This is a genomic window from Ferroglobus sp. (genome assembly GCF_015521575.1).
GTDB lineage: Archaea > Halobacteriota > Archaeoglobi > Archaeoglobales > Archaeoglobaceae > Ferroglobus.
The window spans coordinates 1-16,930 of record NZ_WANY01000061.1; the positions used below are offsets into that span (position 1 = coordinate 1).

The following is a 16,930-nucleotide window of genomic DNA, read 5'->3' on the forward strand; positions in this document are numbered from 1 at the left end:
ATAAAAAATTAAAATTAATTAAAATAAATTTTGAAAATTAATTTATAAAATTAAATAAAATAGTCTAAATAAAAGTAGTAGAGATTAATAACCAAGCATCAAAAAGTGAGTTGTGAAATAGAATGAAAAATTTGGGGAAAACGTATAAGAGTGTGCAAAGCAGATATTCAGACATTATGAAAATTCCGAAAAGCGTGTATCGGAAGAGAGTCGAAAAAGTTCAAGAACTAATGGAGAAGGAAGGGATAGATGCTTTTCTCGTGCTGTCGCTCGAAAATTATAGGTATTTCACGGGAGACGTTAGAAAACAACCGAGAATGATAATTCCAGCTAATGACGAGCCTTTTTTAATTGTCTTCGATAGCGAAAAGGAAGAAGCGGAAGGAAAAACCGGTTTTGAGGCTAAAACGTACAGGTCCCTTCCAGATATGATGAAGCACATCGTAGCGTTCATGAATTCTCTTGGAGAAAACCCGACGATAGCCGTTGAGATGGAGTTTTCAACACCAGCTTTTCTCTTGGAAAGATTTAGGATAATGAATCCCCATGTAGAAGTTGTTGATGCGAAGCAAATAGTCGCTCCGCTGAGAAAATACAAAGACGAATACGAGTTAGAACTCATGAGAAAAGCCGGAAAACTTGCAGATATCGCTATGGAAAAAGTCTTGGATGTCTTGAAGCCCGGAGTTTCCGAGAGGGAGGTTGCCAATGAAGTGGAATACTACATTAGAAAGAAAGGTGCGGAAAGAATAGCTTTTCCGATGTTTGTCAATTCCGGAGAAAGGAGTCTGTGGCTTCACGGCTTGGCTACGGACAAAAAAATTGAAGAGGGTGATTTGGTTTTAATAGACATAGGCCCGGTTTACGAAGGTTACTGTGCCGACATTGCAAGAACTTTCGTCGTCGGAAAAGCTACTGAAGAGCAAAAGAGAGCGCACTCAGCTTACGTGGAATTACAGGAAAAGGTTGTTGAAATGATCGAAGAAGAAAAGAACGAAATATCGATTCTTGAGATAGAGAGAAGAAATGAAGAGTTTATGAAAGTCAAAGGCTTTGGAGATTTCTACGTAAAAGGATTTCTCCATGGAATCGGATTGAATTTCGAAGAGACTCCGTTTCCAACGATATTTCCTGAGGATTTGAGAGAGGTCGTCGAAGAGAGAATGACTCTCTCGGTCGGACATTCCGTCCTCTCAATTAGAGGTGTCGGAGGGTTCAGAGTTGAGGACACAATTTACGTTGGAGAAAAAGTCGAGTTCCTCACAACTTTCACTAAGGAGCTTTTGGAGGTGTAATTTATGGCTGAAGCTAAAGGAGAAATTGTCGTTTCAGCAGACGTTGAGAAAGTTAGGAAAGTTCTCTTGGACTTGAAAGCGATTGGCAATTGCTTTAAGTTCGTTAAAAATACTTCCGAGAGTGGAGAAAAGTGGTTTATCAGAGCTCCTATGTCGATGATAACTCAAACAAAGGAGTTGGAAGCGAAGATCGTTAGAGAAGAGCCGGTTGAATGGGAAGCAAAAGGGAAACATCTGTTATGGAGGGGGAAATTTGAAGTGGAAAAAGCAAATGGAGGAACGAAGATAAGAGTTATCCTCTCCGTTGAAGGTCTCGGAAGCATGGCGGCGATAATCAATCCGATGGCAAGCGTTCAAATAGAGGGACAATTAAAGTACTTCCTAAACGAACTGAAGAAGAAAATCGAAAGTTAGCGTTTCGCTATAAGTTCTTTTACCGCCGTACAACCTCCGCAGGTGAAGCAACCAGCCTCAGCTTTATTAATATCCACACGCTTGACATCTCTTTCAACAAGTTCGTAAATTTTTGCTATTTCACTTACATTAACCGGCTGTTCGTTGGAATGAGGTGGAGGTCTGTAGGGTGCGAGGAAAGGAGTTACACCTATTTCAACCATCCTTCTAACGTTTTCAGCCGTTTTAACTTTATCTTCATTAAAGCCAAGAACAACCCAGCTGTTAACCTTCCACTTACCAAAAACATCTACAGCGTTCTCCCAAGCTTTAAAATACTCCTCAAGCTTCGGCTTTCCGGGAACCACCTCATTTCTAATTTTTTCATCAAGAACTTCTGCATGAATCCCTATCGTGTCTGCGCCACTTTCGTAAAGCAGCTCAAGAAGATCTTTCTCAGCAGCATAAACTTGAACGTGGACTGGAATGTCGATCTCTCTCTTCACAGCTCTAACAACTTTGGAAATTCTTAAAACTCCTCTATCCTTTTCTGGCATAATGCCGGAGGTTACGGTAAGATGTCTGCTGCTGTCTTCTTCGTAAGCCATTCTCGCAGCCTCGGCGATCATTTCGGGTGTTTTCTCCACGATAGCATTTTTCAGTCCGACCTCTATCGAGCAGAATTTACACCTTTTCTCCCTCCACAAAACGCATTTCCTTGATACGGCAGTAACTAAAGCGTTAATTCCATCAAGTGCAACTATCCTCCCTGCCTCAATACCAAAACTCGTTGGTTTTGAGTAGTATTCGGCTTTAGGCAGCCTCACCTCACCAACAATTTCATCGTTTTTGAAGAGGTAATACCTTCCATCGATCCTTTCAATCCTATAAGGGGAATTTTCGACGAACTTCTGCTTGTTCGGAGCAGAAACTATACTGCCTTCTATCTCAAACCCAACTCCTCCAGTTGGACCTCCACCGCTCTTCCTGTAGCTTCTAACGTTCCCCTTAACTCCCTTCACTATTATTTCGAGTTTCGTTCTCCAGTCAAGCATAAACCCTCACTGCCTCATCTGGCAAATCGCTGTAAGCCACTGCTGCTAAAGCCCCTATAACTCCTCGTCTCCCGGTAATCTCTATCAACTCTACATTATTTCTTTTTGCAATGTCCTCAGCTTCTTCTATTTCTACCATTTCCCTCTTTACTTTCTCTCCAAATTTTAACAACTCCTCGCTAACCAAAATTTTTTTGTAAACCGCCATAGCAGTTTCGTCGCTGAAAGTAGACTTCTTCAGCTCATTTTCGAACATTTTCACTAGTTTTTCCGAATTTTGTGTTGCAAAAGTTACTGAAATCGAAACGCAGTTCGTCGTCTTATAAGGGTTCTTCGTGTACAGCTGGGTAATCGTGTGGAGGAGATAATATCCGAGATTCTCTTTCTCAATTTTGTAGGCGATTTCGTTAACCAGCGCCCAAGTTGCTCCCCCTTCTTTGCTGTCCGTGTCATCCACGCCAATCACAACTTTCTCCATCGCTGGAAGAACGAGTTTTGCTTTCCCAAGCTTTTCTCCTCCGCCCTCTTCGAGAATTTCAATTCCCAGAACGTTTTCAGCCATACCTCTACAAACAGTAGCAGCTATGCCTCCTCCCGCAAGACCAGCGTAAGTCACTTCTACATTTTCTCCAACTTCGACTTTTTCAATTCCAGCTCCGGCAATTCCCGGCACAAGCTTTAAAGTTGTCTCTCCCTTTTTCAAAACGAAGATGTTCCTCGCTCCCTCCCTCCTTGCTTTTAAAACGAGGTTGCTCACCCTCGGGTAGTGATAAGTCTCCCAAGCTGCTCCGCCTACGCACTTTCCTCTCGCGTGAAACTCGTGAATTTCAACATAAGATCCGTCATGCATGGCGATAATTCTCTCGTAAGGAGAAATCCACTCAACACCACCATATTTTTTTAATACCTCCTCTCTACTCATCAAAACCATAAGTTGTGAAAATTCGGGAACGATTATAAATGTTTGGAGGTGCTGAACGTGGAAGCAATACTCGACATAGAAGGGGAGAAGAGCGAAGAGAGGGAATTTGACGTAGCGATAATAGGTGCAGGTCCAGCAGGACTGACAGCTGCGATATACGCGACAAGGTACGGTTTAAAAACTGTTGTTTTCGAAACTGTGGAGGCATCTCAGCTCTCGTTAGCTCCGAAAATAGAAAATTACCCAGGGTTCGAAGGCTCTGGATTTGAGTTGCTTGAAAGAATCAAAAGACAGGCTTTAAAATTCGGGGCGGTGCACAAATTCGAGCATGTGGAAAGACTTAGAAAGGACGGAGACTTCTTTATCGTGAAAACCGACATGGCTGAATACAAAGCCAAGGCTTTGATAATAGCCACCGGAGGTAAGCATAGAGAACTTGGAGTCCCAGGGGAGAAGGAATTTGTCGGAAGAGGAGTTAGCTATTGTGCAACTTGTGATGGAAACTTCTTCAGAGGGAAAAAAGTCGCTGTTGTCGGAGGAGGAAATACAGCAGTGACTGATGCAATATACCTCCACGAAATCGGTTGCGATGTCGTTTTAATCCACAGAAGAGATGAATTGAGAGCTGAAAAGGCTTTACAGGAAGAGTTGTTTAAGAGGAACATCCCAGTCATATGGGACAGCATCGTCCTCAGAATTGAAGGAAAAGAGAGAGTTGAAAGACTTATCCTTCTCAACAGAAAGACGAATGAGGAGAGTGTTTTAGAAGTGGACGGAGTTTTCATAGCTGTCGGAATTACTCCAGCAACTGACTTAGTTATGGATCTTGGAGTTGAGAGAGATGTCGCCGGTTACATCAAAGTTGACAAACGACAGAGAACTAACGTTCCCGGGGTTTTCGCTGCTGGGGATTGCTGCGATAATCCTTTGAAGCAAGTAGTCACGGCGTGTGCAGATGGAGCAATAGCGGCGAACTCAGCCTTTGAGTACATCAAAATGATGCAACTCTAAATTTTTTAAGCGTAAAAAAGTTAAAAGGGTTCAAAACCTAATAATTTTAGCCGCTGTGATGATTACTCCCGCTGCTGATGGATGATGAGTATTACGCTATCTGAGCGGCTACCATTCTATGCTTATAGCGTTGTTGGGACAAGCTCTTGTACAAGCACCACACTCCATGCAGAGGTCTTCGTTTACCTTAGCCACTCCACCGTCAAGGTAGATAGCTCCGCCCTTTTGACTGCAAACCTCCACGCAAGCTCCACAGCCGTCGCATTTCGAGGCATCGATTACAGCGGGCATAATAGAAGCTCCTACAATCTAAAATTAAATTTGGAGAGCTTATTCGGTTTTTACTCACACTCTCACACTCGGAAAGTTTTAAGTTAAATTCTGTCGTAGAATTTTCGTCGATGATGACGAGCGCGGGTGCTGAAGAGTGATGAAGAGCTGACGGTCTGAGACAACTACTTCTGTAAAAGCTGAGGACAAACGATGTAATAGTCACCAAGAGATATTATGTATTTTACCGGAGAATGCACCTTTCTTGACCTTTCTGTTTATTTCAAGAACTTTCTCTTCTCCAACCTTAACGTTTTTGGTGAACTTTTCAGCGAAGAGAAACTTTAGTATTCATTCAATAGCTTCAACAGACACCTTTTCGAATGAAGTTCGAGGAAGCTATGCCTCGCATATTTCGAAAAGCTGAGAAAAGATAACACCACAAGCAAAAAACGCAAGGTTCGGAGTTAATAACATCGTTATAGGTCTTACTTCTTAATTTAATTATCTCTACAGACCATCTTTCCTTAGCTTTACCAATTATCTTTTTTACAATTAGCGAATTCGACGATTTCGCTATCTTTCAACCCCTCTTAAAATCAACCAAAGCTATTACTTCTACTCCCAAATTTCTCAGTTTCTTGATCAAACTGTAGTGAACATTCTCGTCCGCTAAAGTCATACTTTAATCAAAGTTATTTCTTTCAATTTTTCTTCTATGAATTCTATCGATTTTATGACAGCTTCCCTTGGAATATTAAACTCCTCTGCAATTTCATCGATCGTCCAACCGCTCTTTAAGGCTTCTAAAATATCATAAACAGAAATTCTTGTGCCTTTAATTACGGGTTTTCCAAATCTTATTTCTGGATCTTGAATTATCTTTATCTCCATGAGTTATTGGATAGATTTTGAGGACTTATGATATTTTCTTCAATTTTCTTTAATATTGCCCCATAGCGGATACTGTAGGAATAAAAGATGTCCAGTAGGGCTTGCCATCGCTGGTGTTCGGAGAACAACGTAAATATTCTGATATCGCTCTTCTCACTCCTAAATGGTAGTAAAAGTAACCGAACGACCTCTGCTGTTCCAGTACATACTGACAGGTTTGATAAAGAAAATGGAGCAAAAAAGGAAAAAATTTCTAAAAGGTCCTTTTCGGAAGTGAGAATTTTACCCTTTGACATAAAAGCTGCTGAAAAGGTAAACAGCATAGCAGTGAAGCTGTTGGCAGTGGGTAGAGAAATCAATGCACTTTGATGTTTTGATTGCTGGAATAGCCTTTGCAAACGGGACAGAGAGGATAATAACAAAGAAGATCTTTCCCAAAGTTAGTGTGAATTCCACTAAATAAAGTAAAAAAATCAGGTTCTGTAACTCTTCGGCATTCCGAGAACGTGCTCTCCTATGTAAGCAAGAGCCATCTGCTGAGTTACGGGAGCGAGCCTTATCAGATTTATTTCCCTCCACCACCTTTCGACATCGTACTCCTTCGTGTATCCGTAGCCGCCGAATGTTTGCATCGCCCAGTAGACAGCTTTAATCCCCGCCTCAACTGCCACAACCTTCGCCATGTTGGCAGCGTCGCCAACCTCTCTGTAGGAAGCGTTGTTGTCGAAAAGCCAAGCAGCCTTTAAGTTCATCAGCTTCGCACACTCCAAAGTTGCGTAAGCTTCGGCGATAGGGAACTGCAAGCCCTGATAGCTTCCGATCGGATCTTGAAAGACCTTCCTCTGCTTAGAGTATTCCACAGCCTTGCTAATGGCCAGCCTTGCGATTCCTATTGCGGCTGCTGCAAAACTCATTCTCTCTGGATTGAGAGTATCAAGGATGAGATACCACCCCTCATCCTGCGGAGGAATTAAAGCATTTTCCGGCAACCTCAAATTGTTGAAGCTGACTTCACAGGTTTTTGAATAGTTTATTCCGTGCTTGGGGATTGGATTGATTTTTACTGCTGGATTGGGCAAATCTGCTAAGAACAGACTAATTCCGTAAGTTTTCTTCGGAGCTTCTTCTCTCGGAGTTGTTCTCGCTATGATCAGCATTCCTTTCGCTCTATCAGCACCGCTAATGAATATCTTGTTTCCGTTTATCACCCACTCATCTCCATCCTTAACAGCTCTCGTTCTGATATTGAGGGTGTTCGTTCCGGCGTCAGGCTCCGTTAAAGCCATGCAGAACTCAAGTTTTCCCTTTGCGATCTTTGGCAAGTATTTCTCCTTCTGTTCTTCAGTTCCGTGTCTGACAATTGTTAAAGCCCCGAAAACTTCCGTTAAAACGAGGTACCACACACCTCCCATTCCGCAGCCGTTTGCAGCCAACTCTTCCATCGCTATGAGCAGTTCGGTCATTCCGTATCCGCTTCCCCCGTACTCCTCGGGGATAACTATCCCGACGAAGCCAGCATCGCTTATAGCCTTCCAGAACTCCTCAGCGAATTCTCCCTTCTCGTCCTTTTCCCTCCAGTACTCCGGAGGAAAGTCCTTAGCGATATCTCTGGCAGCCTCCGCTATCATTTTCTGATCTTCCGTTAATCTGAAATCCAAAGCAATCACCTCCAAAAAATAGAAAGTTAGGCTGGTTTGAAGTAGAGGATGTCCGTTATCTTCCCTTCCCTTTCCTCCTTCGGCTTTAGAACCGGCTTAACTTTCATTCCAATGCAAATGTCCTCCGGTTCAACTTCGCCAAGAAGGTGAATAATTCTTCCATTTGTTCCGTTCATTTCGATCAGAGCGTATATTTCGGGTTTTTCGAGTTTCTCTCCGTTTTTGTCGTAATAAGCGACAGCATAAGCTACAACGCATCCTTCTCCGCTTACCTCAACGTATTCGGTCTCGCTGAAATCGAATTCGCAGTAAATTCTAGGTGGGAAGAATATGTAACCGCACTTCTTGCACTTAGCAGCGGTGAATTTTCCTTCATCTCTTAGCTTTTTGAAGAAATAATCTCCAGCTTCCCCGCTCGTGTATATCCAGTAGAGTTCAATTTTACCTTCCACATGCCTAAGCTCGCGTGGATCGATAATCTTCTCCGTAAACACCATCTACATCACCCCTCTATCGGCTTCCAGTACTTTATGTCGGTTATCGCTCCCTCCCTCTCCTCCTCCGGCTTCCAGACAGCCTTTACTCTCATCCCTATGTACACTTTCTCCGGATCTACTTCACCAAGCTTGTGAAGAATTCCCATGTGCGGAGAAGCTCCGTCTATTGCGATAACAGCCACAATTTCCGGCTCTTCAAGCGGCTTGGCATCGGGGTCGATGTAGGATATCGAGAACGTCTCAACTACTCCGGTGTCTTTAAGCTCTACCCACTCGTTTATCGGTTTGAAACATAGCTCGCAGAATTCCCTCGGAGGGACCATAACTCTTCCGCACTTGTTGCACTTAACTCCAAGGATTTTTCCTTCCTTCAGCCCCTTGAGGAATTTGCTTATGGCTTGACCGGCTGTAAAGGAGTAGCGAATGTCGGGATGATCTTCCACGTACGTCACTTTTTTCTCTTTTAAGTCTTCTAACTCTATTTCCCTCCCCTTCACGTAAGGGGGACAGCTTATATCCTTCTTACCAACCGCCAACTTCATCACCTCTTGTTAGAGAGAACTACCACAGTTCCAACCTGCATCAAATCTCCCCAAGCCTGGGCAACTCCAGTCGTCACCTCTTTCGCCACCTGCCTTTTTCCGGCTCTGTAAGCAAGCTGCCAGTAGATTTCCGCAACCTTAACTCCGAGCGATGCTGCTATCGGATTACCAACTCCAAGCAAACCTCCGGATGGGCAAACCGGAAGATCGCCGTCCCTCGCCGTAACTCCTTCTCTTGTTAGAATCGGTGCCTCTCCCTTTTTAGCCAACCCGAGTCCCTCCATGTGGTGCAATTCCTTATAATCGAACGGGTCGTAGGGTTCAGCCACATCTATCTCTTTCCTCGGATCGGTTATGTGAGCCATCTTGTAAGCCATCTTCGCAGCTTCAGCAACGTATCTCGGGAAGTAGAGGTCTCTGTTCGTCCACCAGGTTGTGTCCAAGCTCCACCCAACTCCGGTAACCCAAACCGGCTCGTCTGTTAGCTGCCTTGCAATGTGAGGAGCGACCATTACTATTGCGGCAGCTCCATCACTCGGCGGAGAGACATCAAGTCTTCTCACCGGCAATGCCATCGGCTCGCTGTTGAGGACATCTTCGACTGTTATCTTAGCTGCAAGCTGCGCAGCCGGGTGATCAAGAGCGTTTGCTTTGTTCTTCACGGAAACGAGAGCGATGTCCTCGTGCTTTATGTTGTGAACGTGCATGTACCTCCTCATTTCCAGAGCGAAAATCCAGATGAGATTCGGCTTAAGCGGACGGTCGAGAATTGGATCCCAGATGTACTTAAAAGCAGACTGCGGATGGGGATGTGAGGAGCTCATCTTCTCCTCGCAAACGACCAAGCAGACGTCAGCCAATCCGCTTGCCACATGCCAGTATCCAGCTATTGGAGCAAAAACTCCGGTCCCTCCTCCGACGAAAACTCTTACGTAAGGTTTATTGCTCGCTCCGGCCCCGTCAAGTAAGTATTCTCCCTTCATGTGAACTCCGTCGAAAGCGTCGGGAGCGGAGCCCATTACCACCATGTCAATGTCGCTGATGTCTAATCCAGCCTCTTCCAAGGCTTGTTTGACGGCATAGTAGCTAAGCTCTTTTCCTGTTTCGTTCAACCTTCTTCTGAAAATCGTCATTCCCGCTCCAACTATCGCCACATCTTGCTTCTTGTGATACTTTATACCCTTAACCTTCTCAACCATCATGACTATCACCTCGAAAATACAGCCACAGCGCCGGTGGCGGTGGGAATATACCTCCAGGACATCGCCACTCCAACTTCGGCATCAACCTGCCTTCTTCCCGCTTCTCCTCTCAGTTGTAGAACGACTTCCAAAGCCTTCTGACCGCCGGTAGCTTCAAGCAAATTGCCAACGCTAAGGTTTCCTCCCGAAACGTTCACTGGAATCTCCCCTTTTCTGTCGAAGTAACCGCTTTTCATCAGCTCTTCGACTTCTCCTTTCTTAGCCAAACCAAGAGCTTCGATGTGCTGCACTTCCTTGTAAGCGAATCTGTCGTCAACTTCGGCAAGCTGGATCTCTTTAGCTGGTTTCGTTATTCCTGCCATCTTGTATGCCATCTCGGCTGCTTTTTTCGCATAAGCGGCTTCGAAGCTCATCGTGTCGTAGTTGCTCGTTTCACTCCACCAGCCGATTCCGTTAATCCATATCGGATCGTCTCTAAGCTCCTTGGCAACCTGCTCGTTAGCCAAGACGAAAACTATCGCTCCGTCACTTCTTTCGGCTATTTCAAGCTTTCTTAACGGATAAAATGTCGCTTCACTGCTCAAAACGTCTTCGACGCTGACATTAGCTGAATAGGGAGCGTCTTTGTTCAACCTTCCGTGCCTCTTGTTCTTCACGACTACTTCGGCAAACAGCTCATCGCTGTAACCTCTTCTGCTCATGTAGTAGGATTTCTCAAGGGCGGCAAAGTAGTAGGGGTGCGCTTTTCCTATCGGTCTGAGCCATACCGGATCGAAAGCGAATTTGATTACCTCTCCAAATGTCACTATGTCGCTCGCTTTGCTGTGAGCCTCTACAACAGCAATTTCAGCCAGTCCACTCTTTATTATCATGTAGGCATTTGCCAATCCGTGCAAGAAATCGGCGGTGACTGTAAACGTCGGCTTCAGCACTCCTCCAAGCTGATCCGGTACGAATTCATCGAAGATGGCGAAGCCCTCCCAGAAGTCCTCTGCACATGTTACGAAGCTGTCAACGTCCTTCCTTGGATTCACCCCTGCATCTTCGTATGCTCTGACGGCAGCCTCGTACATTATTTCTTTCCAGCTCAAATCTGGTGTATTTGCGTTAAAACCGGAGTAGCCAACGCCCACAACAGCTACTCTCATTTTGTTTCACCAATTTCAGCTCTGCTTACGCACTATTTAAAATTTACTTTTTTATTCATTTCAAATTTTAGAACCCTAATATAAATTTTTTCAATGATTAAACATTCTCGTAAAGCTTTTGCTCATTCACTATCAAAAATCCTGACAAATTTAAGCGAGCTTCAAATAAATTTTTGACAAAGCTTAAATAAACTAACGCACTTCTGCCTTCTGTAAAACTTCTGGAGGGGGCAAAATGTCAAGGCTTCAAGAGCATCCGATAGTCGATTTTAAGAGGGGCAAGGAGGTCACAATATACTTCAACGGAAAACCGATAAAAGCTTACGAGGGTGAAACCGTAGCAGCGGCATTGTATGCTGCAGGAATTCGCGTTTTCAGCAGATCTTTTAGATTTCACAGACCCCGTGGATTTTTCTGTGCTATAGGAAAATGTTCAGCCTGCATGATGGAAGTGGACGGAATACCAAACGTCAGGATATGCAAAGTTTACGTGAGAGACGGAATGCAGATAAAAACGCAGAACGCTTATCCCTCGGCAGAAAACGATGCTTTAGCGATTTTCGATAGAATAATAGACAGATTCTTTCCCCACGGATCTCACTATAAGAAGTTCACGGCTTCTAAAACTCTGAGAGAGATCGCCACAAAGCAGATGAGAAAGGTTGCCGGAATAGGTGAGTTCCCAAAATCATTGCCGAAAGAGGAAGCTGATTACGAGGAGATCAACGCGGACATAGCAATAGTAGGAGGTGGACCGGCAGGATTGTCAGCAGCAATTTACGCTGGAAGGCTCGGAGCTAAAGTGGTTTTGATGGACGAAAATCCCTACTTGGGTGGACAGCTCATAAAACAGACCCACAGATTCTTCGGTAGCGGAGAGCACTACGCTGGAACGAGAGGTATAAGGATAGCGGAAATCTTAACAAAGGAAGTGAGAGAAATTGAAAACGTGGATATTAGAACCGAAACGAAGGTTTTCGGAATTTACGGGAAGACTGTTGCGGCTGTTGAAAAGGATAGAAAGCTTCTGAAGGTCAACGCCAAAAAGATAATAATAGCTACCGGAGCTTACGAAAGAACTTTGATCTTCGAAAACAACGATCTTCCCGGAGTTTACGGGGCTGGTGGTGTTCAGACGTTAATGAACGTTTACGGAGTGAAGCCCGGGAATAGAGGACTGATCGTTGGCTCAGGAAACGTCGGGCTTATCCTCAGCTACCAGCTCTTGCAGGCTGGCGTTGACGTTGCAGCTATCGTCGAAGCTATGCCCTTCATCGGAGGATACTTCGTACATGCGGCCAAGGTAAGGAGACTTGGGGTTCCTATTTACACGAGACACACGATTCTGAAAGCTCTCGGAGAAAAGAAGGTGGAAGGGGCGATAATCGTTGAGCTTGATGAAAAGTGGAGACCGATTGAGGGCACGGAGAAAGAGATAGAGTGCGATTTCATATGTGTAGCTGTAGGACTCTCTCCGGCTCACGAGCTACTTTACCAAGCCGGATGTGAAATGAAGTTCGTTCCCGAACTTGGCGGTTTGGTGCCAATCAGAAACAAGTACGGAGAAACTACTGCCGAAGGTGTATACGTTGCCGGAGATGTTGCTGGAATCGAAGAAGCTACGGCGGCGATGATGGAAGGAAGGATTGCCGGACTTGATGCTGCGATAAAGCTTGGATACGGTGATGAGGAGGCTGTAAAGCTAAGAGACAAAATAGTAGGAGAGCTCGAAGAGTTTAGAAGGGGACCTTTCGGAGAGAGAATTCTCAGAGGTTTGGAAAAGGTGGTGAGGTAAATGCAGGAGTTCTGCAAGAGGGGATATTTAATCGAGGAAGAGTTACCAGAACCGCCAAGCGAGGAGAGGCTAAAAGATAAAAGACCGGTAGCCTACATAGAATGTCCCCAAAGAATCCCCTGCTCCCCTTGCAAGGAAGCTTGCAGGTTTGATGCGGTGATAATGGAAACGATAAACGACATTCCGAAGGTAGATTACGAGAAGTGCACTGGCTGCATGGCTTGCATAAGAGTCTGTCCAGGCTTAGCGATTTTCATGCTCCAAATTAAGGATGATAAAGGTTACGTTACTTTGCAGTACGAGTTCCTTCCCTGGCTTAAGAAAGGAGACAAAGTGCTCGTTTTGAACAGAAAGGGAGAAGTGATTGGAGAAGGTGTAATAACGTGGGCTTTGAATCCAGAAAGAAACGACAGAACTCAGCTCGTAACTGTTGAAATAGACAAAAATCTGATTTTTGAGGCGAGGGCGGTTAAGAGGGTGGTAGAATGAAGAGCCGAAAGATCGTTTGCAGGTGTGAGGATATAACTGAAGAGGAGATAATTCACGCCATAGAGGAAGGATACGACGACATAGAAAGTTTGAAAAGATACACAGGAGCAACCACCGGAGCTTGTCAAGGAAAAGGTTGTTTAATGCACATATTGAGAATTCTCAGCCAAAAAACCGGAAAAAGTCCCGAGGAGATCGGAATTACTACTCAAAGACCTCCGGTGAATCCAGTTCCTTTCTACGTTTTGGCTGAGGGGGAGAAAGAATGAGGGTGGCGATAATTGGCTCCGGCATAGCTGGAATCTCTCTTGCTTACTTTCTTGCGAGAAGTGGAATTGACGTAGTGGTTTTCGAGAAAAGATATCCTCTTTACGGAGCGAGTGGTAGAAGTTCCGGAGGAATAACTCTTCAGTTCGACAAACCGGAGTTCGTCGATCTCGCAAAGGAGAGTTTGAAAATTTACGACAGAGTTCAGTCGGAGGTGGGATTCAACTTCCTATACAGGCACGACGGATACATAAAAGTGGCAAGAAATAGAGAAGATTTGGAGAAGCTTGAAAAAGAAGTGAGAGTGGCTAAGACGAAGGGTGTTAAGGCTAAAATTATTGAGCCTGAAGACGTGAAAGAGTTCGTTCCCGACTTCAACCCAGATGCAATAGAAGGAGCAAGCTACTCCGAGGGCGGAGTTATATTTCCGTGGCCGGTTATCTGGGGTTTCGCCAAAGGTTGCAAAGAAATGGGGGTTGAAATCAAAAAAATGAGCGAAGTTAGTGAAATCATCATTGAAAAGGGGTTCGTAAAAGGAGTAAAAGTTAACGGAGAGGTCTACAAAGCGGATTACGTGGTTAATGCAGCCGGAGCTTGGAGCAACGAAGTTTCGTCTTTAGCTGGGGTGGGCTTGGATAACAGGATAATTAAAGAAGAGGTTTGCGTTAGCGAAAGCCTCAAGCCTTACCTCGATCCGTACATTCTTGACGTCTCCACCGGCGTTTACTTGAGTCAAAGTGTCAGAGGAGAGATAGTCGGAGGAATTCTTGGCAGCGAAGTAGAAAAGCCAGAAACATCCTCGACGTTCGAATTCTTAACGAAGTATGCCAAAAGAGCGAGCGAGCTGATTCCCAAACTGAAAGGATTGACAATTCTCAGACAGTGGGCGGGAGTTTACGATGTAGCCAAGGATGAAATTCCCGTAGTTGGACTAACCTCCGTAAGCGGATTTATACAGTTCAACGGGCTTGGAAAATTCGGAATGTGCATCGCTCCAGCTCTGGCAAAGGAGCTGGCAATTCTGATTATAAGAGGAGAAAACAGAAAAATAGAAAAGTTCAGCCCACTTAGGTTGAAAATCCACCACTAAATTTTTCTCTTCTTTTTGAGAACTTCCTCAAGTTTCTTCTCTATCGGCTCTTCATGGGTGTACGGGCACATCAAATAATGCTCCACAGCCTTTGCTATCGCATCCTTTGTTGCACTCTCACCAGTCTTTTTCTTCAATTCGTTGAGCACATCCTCCGGCAGCACGGTTTGAGCATGCACGATCTTTACCATCTCCATCACCTATAATGATGATGAGATTTGCTGGTATTTAAATTTTGTGCTGAAAGTTTTCGTGAAGCTTCCATCCAAGAACGCAACATGTTGCAATGGTAATTCGCTAAATTTAGTTATCTCGTCCAATGCTACTGGCAACAAAACACAAAATTGTTTTTATCAAAATATTTAAATTCTTGAAAAAAGATAGATGAGATATGAACGTTGAACTCGTGGAAGGGCTAAAAGACCTGAAGACTGGAGCTCTGCTCAATTTGTTAGCGGTGCTACTGATCTTCTTCTCTATGGGAATGATGTTTGCGACCTTTGGATTCACCCCAATGAGAGAGATCGAGCCGGAAGAGATTCTTGGAATGATGGCTATATTCGGAGTTTTCGCCCTTCTCTTCCTTTTGGCAATAATTTTAAGTTTGGCAAGCTTTGTCATGTACTTCAAAGCTACGGGGCACTTGAAGAATTACGATGAGAAGTACGGGATCGGTAGAAAAGGAATGATCCTTGAAATCGTCGGTGTCGTTCTCATGCTGACATCGTTTATCCCGATAATAGCAACTGGAATGAGGCTGGAAGAAGCTCACTACGCAGTCTCTGGAGTTGTAATTGCGGCATTTCTACTTATATTTGCGGGAGCAATCGCTCTAATTGTAGGAGCAATCCTCTTCGGAGTTATGCTGATGAGGCTTGAGGAAGTTGAAAGGGATTTTAAAGTCGCTGGAATACTTTACTTCGTTGGAATGGCACTGAGCTTTTTCACCGGGATTATCGGGGTGTTAATTGGGATAGCAACGACGGTTCTGATCTACATCAGCGCAAAGAGTGCTTTAAGGAGATTGTCCATTGCTTGAAGAGAGAAAAGATTTTATCTCCCTCCGTATTACTTACCTTTGACCCCAGCGGGGAGGGGTGTGGAGAGAGCTAAGCTTTCGATGAAGCTCCCTGCAAGGCTGGGGTTACACCATGCCGATAGGTCCCCTGGTGAGAGAGCTCTGGCTTTCGATGACCCTGGGGCAACCCGGGCATGGGACAAAGCCCCGAGAGGTCAGCCGTTTGAGAGAGCGCAGCTTTCGATGATTTACGGCGTTACACTCGGGGCACAGGAATTAGAAAACTCTTTTGAGTAGATTCTCGAACTCCTCTCTTCTTATAACTCTTCCGTGTCCCGGATAAATTTTCTCAAACTCCACTTTCAAAACCTTCTTCAAACTCCTTCTGTATTCCTCGTTGTTCCAGTTGAAATTTTTCGATGACAACGTTGGATTGCCACCAAAAATGCTGCATCTCACCAAATCTCCGCAAATAAGCGAATCATCGACGAGAATGGAAATACTTCCCGCAGTGTGTCCTGGAGTGTGGATTATTTCGAGATCCTTCAGCTCCTCCACGCTTTCAACCTCCTCAAGGTACTTTGGTTTCTTTACACTTTCGTAAAACCTCGCAAAAGCTCCTATCAAGCCCTTGTATTCATGTTTTTTAACTCCTTTAAGATACTCAAATTCCTCCGGATGGGCGTAAACCTTGCTCTTCAAAATTTTCGAAAGAGAATAAGCTGAACCCATGTGATCGAAATGAGAGTGAGTAAGAATTATCCCGTCGCATTCTCTAACGACTTCAGCAATCCTCCTCTCATTTCCCGGCAGTCCCGTATCTACGATGTACCTCTTTCCGTTAATTATCACGAGGTAAACGTTGCAACCTTTCGCTCTGATCAATTCCACCATACCACAAAGTTTTCGGTTGTATTTATTAACATTGAGGGGAAATTGGTAACATGTATCGCTTTGTGGAGCACACAGCAGACATAGCCTTTGAGGTTGAAGCTGAAAGCGTTGAAGAGCTTTTTGTAGATGCCGCAAACGCTTTTTACGAGGCTTTTTGCAACAGAGACCTTGTCAAAGAAGAGGAGGAGAAAAGTTTAAAACTCGAAGAGGACGACATCGAGCATCTCCTTTACTCTTGGCTGAACGAGATACTATTTCTGTTCGATGCCGAGCATTTCGCAGCTAAAAGGATTGATGTCAGCGTAAGAAACAACACGCTAAAAGCGAAACTTATCGGAGGAAAAATAACGCCAGAAGCTGTCAAACTCGAACCTAAAGCCATAACAATGCACAAATTCAGAGTTGAAAGGAAAGACGGAAAGTATTATGCTTTCGTAATTGTAGATATCTAATTTATTATTTTAAAGTTTTAAGTTTATTGGAGATAAGC

General features: G+C 44.4%; 21 protein-coding genes. 10 read left to right on the plus strand and 11 right to left on the minus strand.

Annotated elements, in window-relative coordinates:
- Positions 1–176 precede the first annotated feature (176 nt).
- Positions 177–1,295, plus strand: a complete 1,119-nt coding sequence (locus tag F7C14_RS02395) for a Xaa-Pro peptidase family protein (protein ID WP_290899601.1) — start codon at positions 177–179, stop codon at positions 1,293–1,295.
- Positions 1,296–1,298: 3 nt separating this feature from the next.
- Positions 1,299–1,709 (plus strand): SRPBCC family protein, encoded by a 411-nt coding sequence (locus F7C14_RS02400; protein ID WP_290899602.1) that lies wholly within the window; start codon positions 1,299–1,301, stop codon positions 1,707–1,709.
- Here F7C14_RS02400 and F7C14_RS02405 read toward each other — a convergent pair.
- Both F7C14_RS02405 and mmp11 read right to left on the minus strand, forming a co-directional pair.
- Positions 1,706–2,743 carry a radical SAM protein gene (locus F7C14_RS02405; protein ID WP_290899603.1) on the minus strand — a complete coding sequence of 346 codons (1,038 nt, stop codon included), beginning with the start codon at positions 2,741–2,743 and terminating at the stop codon, positions 1,706–1,708. The two genes, F7C14_RS02400 and F7C14_RS02405, sit on opposite strands and share 4 nt — an antisense overlap.
- On the minus strand, positions 2,736–3,665 hold the full coding sequence (mmp11, locus tag F7C14_RS02410) for a methanogenesis marker protein 11 (RefSeq protein ID WP_367114318.1): 930 nt from the start codon (positions 3,663–3,665) through the stop codon (positions 2,736–2,738). Before mmp11 ends, F7C14_RS02405 begins: the two co-directional genes overlap by 8 nt.
- Positions 3,666–3,722: 57 nt before the next feature.
- Here mmp11 and trxB point away from each other — a divergent pair, with 57 nt between their 5' ends.
- Positions 3,723–4,676, plus strand: a complete 954-nt coding sequence (gene trxB / locus F7C14_RS02415; RefSeq protein ID WP_290899607.1) for a thioredoxin-disulfide reductase — start codon at positions 3,723–3,725, stop codon at positions 4,674–4,676.
- Positions 4,677–4,784: 108 nt separating this feature from the next.
- On the opposite strand, the gene F7C14_RS02420 is transcribed toward trxB, so the two are convergent.
- On the minus strand, positions 4,785–4,967 hold the full coding sequence (locus F7C14_RS02420) for a 4Fe-4S binding protein (RefSeq protein WP_290899608.1): 183 nt from the start codon (positions 4,965–4,967) through the stop codon (positions 4,785–4,787).
- 657 nt (positions 4,968–5,624) lie between these two features.
- On the minus strand, positions 5,625–5,840 hold the full coding sequence (locus F7C14_RS02425; RefSeq protein ID WP_290899610.1) for a DUF433 domain-containing protein: 216 nt from the start codon (positions 5,838–5,840) through the stop codon (positions 5,625–5,627).
- Between the two features lie 87 nt (positions 5,841–5,927).
- Between F7C14_RS02425 and F7C14_RS02430 the strand changes: the two genes are divergently transcribed.
- Entirely contained in the window at positions 5,928–6,209 is a 282-nt protein-coding gene (locus F7C14_RS02430; RefSeq protein WP_290899611.1) for a hypothetical protein, read from the plus strand.
- Between the two features lie 104 nt (positions 6,210–6,313).
- On the opposite strand, the gene F7C14_RS02435 is transcribed toward F7C14_RS02430, so the two are convergent.
- From F7C14_RS02435 to F7C14_RS02455, 5 genes are read right to left on the minus strand one after another with little or no spacing between them, the layout of a single operon-like run.
- Positions 6,314–7,498, minus strand: coding sequence for an acyl-CoA dehydrogenase family protein (locus tag F7C14_RS02435; protein ID WP_290899613.1), 1,185 nt, complete (start codon positions 7,496–7,498; stop codon positions 6,314–6,316).
- Positions 7,499–7,524: 26 nt separating this feature from the next.
- Entirely contained in the window at positions 7,525–7,995 is a 471-nt protein-coding gene (locus tag F7C14_RS02440) for a Zn-ribbon domain-containing OB-fold protein (RefSeq protein ID WP_290899614.1), read from the minus strand.
- A gap of 5 nt (positions 7,996–8,000) precedes the next feature.
- Positions 8,001–8,537, minus strand: a complete 537-nt coding sequence (locus F7C14_RS02445; RefSeq protein ID WP_290899616.1) for a Zn-ribbon domain-containing OB-fold protein — start codon at positions 8,535–8,537, stop codon at positions 8,001–8,003.
- Complete coding sequence (locus F7C14_RS02450; RefSeq protein WP_290899617.1) at positions 8,537–9,739, minus strand: thiolase domain-containing protein; 1,203 nt, start codon at positions 9,737–9,739, stop codon at positions 8,537–8,539. The genes F7C14_RS02445 and F7C14_RS02450 overlap by 1 nt, the downstream gene beginning before the upstream one ends.
- A gap of 5 nt (positions 9,740–9,744) precedes the next feature.
- Positions 9,745–10,887, minus strand: coding sequence for a thiolase domain-containing protein (locus tag F7C14_RS02455; protein WP_290899618.1), 1,143 nt, complete (start codon positions 10,885–10,887; stop codon positions 9,745–9,747).
- A gap of 235 nt (positions 10,888–11,122) precedes the next feature.
- On the opposite strand from F7C14_RS02455, the gene F7C14_RS02460 reads away from it, so the two are divergent.
- The 4 genes from F7C14_RS02460 to F7C14_RS02475 are packed head-to-tail and all read left to right on the plus strand — an operon-like array spanning position 11,123 to position 14,528.
- Positions 11,123–12,682 carry an FAD-dependent oxidoreductase gene (locus F7C14_RS02460; RefSeq protein WP_290899619.1) on the plus strand — a complete coding sequence of 520 codons (1,560 nt, stop codon included), beginning with the start codon at positions 11,123–11,125 and terminating at the stop codon, positions 12,680–12,682.
- A complete protein-coding gene (locus F7C14_RS02465) occupies positions 12,683–13,171 on the plus strand; it encodes a 4Fe-4S binding protein (protein ID WP_290899620.1) in 489 nt (162 codons plus the stop codon).
- Complete coding sequence (locus F7C14_RS02470; RefSeq protein ID WP_290899622.1) at positions 13,168–13,440, plus strand: (2Fe-2S)-binding protein; 273 nt, start codon at positions 13,168–13,170, stop codon at positions 13,438–13,440. The genes F7C14_RS02465 and F7C14_RS02470 overlap by 4 nt, the downstream gene beginning before the upstream one ends.
- Entirely contained in the window at positions 13,437–14,528 is a 1,092-nt protein-coding gene (locus tag F7C14_RS02475) for an FAD-binding oxidoreductase (RefSeq protein ID WP_290899624.1), read from the plus strand. Before F7C14_RS02470 ends, F7C14_RS02475 begins: the two co-directional genes overlap by 4 nt.
- Here the strand turns inward: F7C14_RS02475 and F7C14_RS02480 are convergent.
- The gene (locus F7C14_RS02480) at positions 14,525–14,719 is read right to left on the minus strand and encodes a DUF5371 family protein (protein WP_012966997.1); all 195 of its coding nucleotides are present in this window, start codon (positions 14,717–14,719) and stop codon (positions 14,525–14,527) included. The genes F7C14_RS02475 and F7C14_RS02480 overlap by 4 nt on opposite strands.
- Positions 14,720–14,919: 200 nt before the next feature.
- On the opposite strand from F7C14_RS02480, the gene F7C14_RS02485 reads away from it, so the two are divergent.
- Positions 14,920–15,567, plus strand: coding sequence for a DUF973 family protein (locus F7C14_RS02485; RefSeq protein WP_290899626.1), 648 nt, complete (start codon positions 14,920–14,922; stop codon positions 15,565–15,567).
- Between the two features lie 255 nt (positions 15,568–15,822).
- On the opposite strand, the gene F7C14_RS02490 is transcribed toward F7C14_RS02485, so the two are convergent.
- A complete protein-coding gene (locus F7C14_RS02490; RefSeq protein ID WP_290899628.1) occupies positions 15,823–16,440 on the minus strand; it encodes an MBL fold metallo-hydrolase in 618 nt (205 codons plus the stop codon).
- A gap of 50 nt (positions 16,441–16,490) precedes the next feature.
- On the opposite strand from F7C14_RS02490, the gene F7C14_RS02495 reads away from it, so the two are divergent.
- Positions 16,491–16,892, plus strand: coding sequence for an archease (locus F7C14_RS02495; RefSeq protein ID WP_290899630.1), 402 nt, complete (start codon positions 16,491–16,493; stop codon positions 16,890–16,892).
- Positions 16,893–16,930 lie beyond the last annotated feature (38 nt).